Genomic DNA, 6,145 nt, shown 5'->3' on the forward strand with positions numbered 1-6,145 from the left:
GTAATGGAAATCTATAAAGAAACGAGGTACTTTCAAAAAACTCGTACCCCGCTCCTGTAAATATTGGGATCGATATGAAAACCATTTCTAATACATCCCGCTTTATATCCTGTTACTAGCATCTAAGAAATCGTTTTTTCCTTGGTTTTGACCGTTAATTCTCCCTTCTCTACATCCACTACAACCTGTTGTCCTGGAGTAATGGCCCCTTTTAGCAATTCTTCCGATAAACGATCCTCTACTATTTTCTGTATCGCTCTTTTTAACGGTCTTGCTCCGTATTCAGGATCAAATCCTTCCTCGGCAATCTTATCTTTTGCTGCTTCTGTTATTTCAAGATGCATATTTTGTTCAGCCAAACGCTTGACTAATTGATCTGCCAGTAAAGTCACAATTTCTTTCAACTGTGGCTTTTCTAAGGCATGGAAAACGATGATTTCATCAATTCTATTTAAAAACTCTGGACGGAAGGCCTTTTTCAGTTCTTCCATTACCTTCCCTTTCATATCCTTATAATCCTGTTCTCCATCTTGAATGCTGAATCCAACATACTTATTTCTTCGTAATGCCTCTGCCCCAACATTCGAGGTGAGGATTAAAACGGTATTGCGGAAATCAACCGTTCTGCCTTTCGAATCTGTTAAACGGCCATCCTCAAGGACTTGAAGTAAAATATTAAATACATCTGGATGTGCCTTTTCAATTTCGTCAAGTAATATAACCGAATAAGGTTTCCTTCTGACTTTTTCCGTTAACTGTCCACCCTCTTCAAACCCAACATATCCTGGAGGTGAACCAACAAGTCGTGAAGTGGAATGCTTTTCCATGTATTCGGACATATCGATACGAATCATCGCATCTTCATCACCAAACATGGCTTCAGCAAGGGTTCTGCCCAATTCTGTTTTTCCGACACCTGTAGGCCCTAGGAAAATAAAGGAGCCAATCGGCCTTTTCGGATCCTTCAATCCAGCTCTCGCTCGTCTCACAGCCTTCGCTACAGCCTTTACTGCCTCTTCTTGACCGATCACCCTTGAATGGAGTATTTCCTCAAGCTTCAGCAGCTTTTCTGTCTCAGTAGCAGCAATTTTTGAAACAGGAACCCCAGTCCAGCTTGAAACAACTTGAGCGATATCTTCCACCGTGACTTCACTGTTTTCCTGACCTTGCTTTTCCTTCCAAGTTTTCTTCGTTTTTTCAAGCTTTTCACGAAGTCGCTGTTCTGTATCTCGTAACGAAGCAGCTTTTTCAAATTCCTGACTTTGAACAGCCGCATCCTTTTCCTTGCGGGTTGTTTCAAGTTTTAATTCAAGTTCTTTTAAATTCGGGGGTGTTGTATAAGAACGGAGTCTCACTTTAGACCCTGCCTCATCAATTAAATCTATTGCCTTATCTGGTAAGAATCGGTCAGAAATATATCGGTCTGATAATTGCACAGCAGCCTCAATCGCCTCATCCGTAATTGTGACGCGATGGTGAGCTTCATAACGATCACGAAGGCCCGCCAATATCTGAATAGATTCTTCAGTGGTTGGTTCATCGACTTGAATCGGTTGAAAACGTCGTTCAAGAGCCGCATCTTTTTCGATATATTTTCGATATTCATCTAGCGTTGTTGCCCCAATACATTGTAATTCCCCACGGGCGAGAGAGGGTTTTAAAATATTTGAAGCATCGATCGCTCCTTCCGCTCCTCCTGCACCGATTAACGTATGAAGCTCATCGATAAATAGAATAATATTACCTGCCTGGCGAATTTCATCCATCACCTTTTTTAAACGGTCTTCAAATTCCCCTCGATATTTCGTGCCTGCTACTACTGTTCCCATATCTAAAGTCATGACACGTTTTTCTCTCAGAATTTCCGGCACTTCATTTTGAATAATTTGTTGCGCTAACCCCTCAGCGATAGCTGTCTTTCCAACACCGGGCTCCCCGATTAGAACTGGGTTGTTTTTTGTTCTTCTACTCAAAACTTCTATTACTCTTTGGATTTCCTTACTCCTGCCTATAACCGGATCGAGAGTTCCCTCTTTTGCGATCGCCGTTAAATCACGAGCCAAACTATCAAGAGTTGGCGTATTCGCGCTAGAAGAGGAACTGGTTCCATGAGTATTGGCTTCATTATTTCCCAGCAATTGCAGCACTTGCTGCCGTGCCTTATTTAGACTAACACCTAGATTAGTCAATACTCGGGCTGCCACGCCTTCTCCTTCTCGAATTAGACCTAACAATATATGTTCCGTTCCTACATAGGAATGACCTAATTTTCTTGCCTCATCCATCGATAATTCAATCACCTTTTTTGCACGAGGTGTATAGTGTAGATCTTGCGATTGCTCATTCCCTCTACCAATTAGATTTTCCACTTCTTTTTGAATCTTCTCAGGGCTTAATGCAAGTCCATACAATGCTTTAGCTGCAATACCTTCCCCTTCTCTTACAAGTCCTAACAAAATATGTTCCGTTCCAATATTGCTATGCCCAAGACGTAATGCCTCCTCTTGGGATAAGGCTAAAACCTTCTGTGCTCTTTCAGTAAAACGTCCAAACATCATATAATCTCCTCCTAACTATCCTTCTCTTCCATTTTCAACCGTTCTCGAATAAAGGTAGCCCTTTTTATGTCTCTTTCAACAGGGCGTAGTGGGCCACCAGCATATTGTTGAAGAAAACCTGGTTGTGTTAAAATCATTAATTCATTTAGTATGTTTCTTGATAAATGTTTAATATATCCTAAATCTATGCCCAATCGTACATCAGATAAACGTTCAGCAGCCTCTTTTGTTTCGATTACACGACTGTTCGCTAAAATTCCATAAGAGCGAAATACTCTATCCTCTAATTGTATGTTCGATGTTTTGACTAATGCTTTCCTTGCGGATCTTTCCTGCGTGATAATTTGTTGAACGATGCTCACTAAATCATCTACAATATCTTCTTCCGATTTCCCCAATGTAATCTGATTAGAGATTTGAAAGATATTTCCCAGTGCCTCTGTTCCCTCACCATAAATCCCTCTTACAACTAGACCAAGTTGGTTAATAGCGGGAATAATACGAGACATTTGTCTTGTTAAAACTAACGCAGGCAAATGAACCATCACGGATGCTCTCAAACCTGTACCCACATTCGTTGGACAGCTAGTCAAATAACCTAAGCTTTCGTCAAAAGCATAGTCAAATTGCTCTTCTAGTAAATCATCTACAACATTAGCCTTACCTAAGGCTTCCTTAATTTGTAGGCCTGAATATAGACATTGAATTCGGATATGATCTTCTTCATTGATCATAATACTCAGGTCTTCCTTTTCTGATAAAATGACAGCTCCATGAGATGAATCACCAGCTAACCGCGGGCTAATCAAATGCTTTTCTACAAGCACCTTTTTCTCTAATTGTTTTAACTGCTCAATTGGCAGGAATTCCACACCATCATAAGCTTTGAGATAGCCAGCTTGAACAACGTCATCCAATCTACTTGCTATTTCCCTTGCTTCTTCATTTTCAAACAAGGTGGGAAATTTATAATCCTTCAAGTTTCTTGCCAGACGGATGCGGGAGCTAAGAACAATATCTGCCTCAGATCCCTCTGCACTCATCCATGAGCTGACGGCCTTATTAAGAAATCTTTCTAGACTCATCCTTCATTTCCCTCCCCATCTTGATAATTTTTTTCCAAGGAGCGGATTTGATCACGTATTTTAGCGGCTTGTTCAAATTCCTCATTTGCAACCAACGACTGTAATTCCCCTTTTAATTCTTGCACCTGCTTTTTGATATGAAGAGATCCGCCTATTCTTTTTGGTAGTTTTCCTCCATGTTCAATATTTCCAGTATGAAGCCTTTTTAAAATAGGAGTTAATTGCTCTCTAAATGTTTCGTAGCAGTGAGCACAGCCAAATTGACCAACTTTAACGAATTGCTGATAGGTCATTTTACAAACTTCACATTGAAGAATAGAGCCAGGAGGAGAGGTATTTGACTTGACTTGTTGTAGAGCTGAATCAAAATTTAATAAACCTGCCAGTAAGTCATTGAAGGAAAAGGCTCCAGAACCTTCATTCATAAATGACTCTCCTTTTTCTTGGGCACATCTTTCGCAGAGATGAACAGTCGTTTTTTCCCCATTTATAACTTGTGTAAAATGCAATGTGGCTGGTCTCTCTTTACATTCCTGACAAATCATTGCGCTCCCCTTTCTTCATTCACTCGTATTTTATAGCTTGAAGCATTGCTTTTAGCATTCTAGCTCTTATTTCATCTCGAAGCGGAAGTTCAACATAAATAACAGAGCGATCAACAACGCTTAACATTAATCTAGCCTCTTTCTCCGCCACAATTCTCTCTTCAACCAAGCGAAGAATAATATCTTGAGCACTGGACTGCGAAATTCGAAGATCTATTAAAGCAAATAGTTGATCAATTAAATGGGATTTATCATGCGTACGTACTTTAGAAATTCGAATATATCCGCCTCCCCCCCGTTTACTCTCAACAAGATATCCTCTTTCTATTGTAAAGCGGGTATTGATTACATAATTAATCTGGGAAGGGACACATTGAAATTTATCGGCAACTTCACTTCTTTTAATCTCAACAATTTCTTTTTCACTTAATTCTAAGACTTTTTTTAAATAATTTTCAATAATATCCGATATATTCCTCATTACCATGCCTCCTTCCCTTATTTATTATCTTAATTGACTTTGACTATATTTGACTTAATTATACATGAAAAGATAATAAAAAGGCAACGGTCTTCCATTACCAATATTTTAGCCACAATTGTAAAGATCAAAACATCTCTACTTGCTGGTTTAAAGATAGATGGATACAACCACTAACCCAGTTCTATGCATTATTAATAATTTGTTTACAATCTAAGTTCAAGGCCTATACTTAATGGAAAAATTGAATTAAATACTCATGAGGAGCGGTAGCCCGTGAATAATAGTACAACTATTTCAAGCAACTTTTTGGTGACGGAAATAAGCATTGGGATACCTGTTACGGATTTACAAAAGTCAGTAGAATGGTATGAAAAAAACCTTGGTTGCAAATTAATAGCCCCCATCTCCGGAATTGCAGACTTACAACTCACTCCACAGCAGATAATTACACTTTTCACACCAAATTTTGATCAAGATAGTTGTTGGTATGCTGGTGAGAATTATCAAGAGAACCCTCACTATTCAATTACAATGCAGGTTAATGATATTGACAAACTGTTTATCGACCTCAAAAATAAGGGAGTTAGGGTCGGGGAAGTGACGGGGCAAAACTCTTCTTGCGGAAAAACATTTTTATTTAATGATTTAGACGGAAACCGTTTCCAGGCATGGGGCGGATACGTAAATAAAGGTTAAGTAAGTATTGTTCTTTGTCTCTGTAAAAGTGAATCAAGGAACCTTTTGATTATTTTCATCGTTTGCTAAATCCCAGTCTGCTTTGCCATAATGAATTATAAGTATTAGGTCGTGTCGAGCGCCCGCTCTTCGGCTTTTTTAAGATTGATAAAACCAATGTTTCAAAAGAACAGAAGCGCAAACGCCTTGATCTTAGGAAGAAAGGCTAAATTCGCGCCGTCCTGGCGCAACGTCTTTCTGACCACCATCCTGTTGGCCTCCGACAAGCAAATAACCCTGAACCTAGGAAGGGGATTTTTCCTTCATAGGTTCAGGGTTATTAAGCAGAACATCGGCTAAGTTCGCCACGTCCTGTGGCAACGCCGATGAACTCACATCCCGCTGGAGCTGGATGTCGACCACGATTATAATTTCCTAAACCTCAAAAAAGACACCCTCGTGAAGAGGGTGTCTTTCGTTTGCCTGGCAACGTCCTGCTCTCACAGGGGGAAGCCCCCTATTACCATCGGCGCTGAAGAGCTTAACTACCGTGTTCGGGATGGGAACGGGTGTGACCTCTTCGCTATTGCCACCAGACTGCCTATATAAAAAGAGAATTATTCTCTCAAAACCAGATAAAGAAGAAGATAAACGAGAAACAACATTAATTAGATTAAGTCCTCGACCGATTAGTATCCGTCAGCTACATGTGTCACCACACTTCTACCTCGGACCTATCAACCTGATCATCTTTCAGGGGTCTTAAGGCTTACGCCTAGGGAAATCTCATCTTGAGGG

General features: G+C 40.0%; 5 protein-coding genes and 2 rRNA genes. 1 reads left to right on the forward strand and 6 read right to left on the reverse strand.

Going from position 1 to position 6,145, the window contains the following annotated elements:
• Nucleotides 1-122 precede the first annotated feature (122 nt).
• Genes clpC through KI375_RS13320 form a run of 4 tightly spaced genes read right to left on the reverse strand, consistent with a single transcriptional unit; the run spans nt 123 to nt 4,669 of the window.
• Nucleotides 123-2,558 (reverse strand): ATP-dependent protease ATP-binding subunit ClpC, encoded by a 2,436-nt coding sequence (gene clpC / locus KI375_RS13305; protein WP_212973948.1) that lies wholly within the window; start codon nt 2,556-2,558, stop codon nt 123-125.
• Nucleotides 2,559-2,569: 11 nt separating this feature from the next.
• Nucleotides 2,570-3,643, reverse strand: a complete 1,074-nt coding sequence (gene mcsB, locus KI375_RS13310; RefSeq protein WP_212973949.1) for a protein-arginine kinase McsB — start codon at nt 3,641-3,643, stop codon at nt 2,570-2,572.
• Complete coding sequence (mcsA, locus tag KI375_RS13315; RefSeq protein ID WP_212973950.1) at nt 3,640-4,188, reverse strand: protein-arginine kinase activator protein McsA; 549 nt, start codon at nt 4,186-4,188, stop codon at nt 3,640-3,642. The genes mcsB and mcsA overlap by 4 nt, the downstream gene beginning before the upstream one ends.
• A 19-nt stretch (nt 4,189-4,207) precedes the next feature.
• Nucleotides 4,208-4,669, reverse strand: a complete 462-nt coding sequence (locus KI375_RS13320) for a CtsR family transcriptional regulator (RefSeq protein WP_212973951.1) — start codon at nt 4,667-4,669, stop codon at nt 4,208-4,210.
• A 276-nt stretch (nt 4,670-4,945) separates the two neighbouring features.
• On the opposite strand from KI375_RS13320, the gene KI375_RS13325 reads away from it, so the two are divergent.
• Complete coding sequence (locus tag KI375_RS13325; RefSeq protein WP_212973952.1) at nt 4,946-5,368, forward strand: VOC family protein; 423 nt, start codon at nt 4,946-4,948, stop codon at nt 5,366-5,368.
• A gap of 460 nt (nt 5,369-5,828) precedes the next feature.
• Here the strand turns inward: KI375_RS13325 and rrf are convergent.
• Nucleotides 5,829-5,944: ribosomal RNA gene (gene rrf / locus KI375_RS13330) — 5S ribosomal RNA — on the reverse strand.
• 72 nt (nt 5,945-6,016) lie between these two features.
• Nucleotides 6,017-6,145: ribosomal RNA gene (locus KI375_RS13335) — 23S ribosomal RNA — on the reverse strand; the annotation flags it as partial.

The organism is Bacillus sp. J14TS2, from assembly GCF_018333015.1.
Classification (GTDB): Bacteria; Bacillota; Bacilli; order Bacillales; family Bacillaceae_C; genus Lederbergia.

Coding starts and splice junctions, on each gene's coding strand:
- clpC (WP_212973948.1), bottom strand. CDS start 2,558: ATGATGTTTGGACGTTTTACTGAAAGAGCACAGAAGGTTTTAGCCTTA.
- KI375_RS13320 (WP_212973951.1), bottom strand. CDS start 4,669: ATGAGGAATATATCGGATATTATTGAAAATTATTTAAAAAAAGTCTTA.
- mcsA (WP_212973950.1), bottom strand. CDS start 4,188: ATGATTTGTCAGGAATGTAAAGAGAGACCAGCCACATTGCATTTTACA.
- mcsB (WP_212973949.1), bottom strand. CDS start 3,643: ATGAGTCTAGAAAGATTTCTTAATAAGGCCGTCAGCTCATGGATGAGT.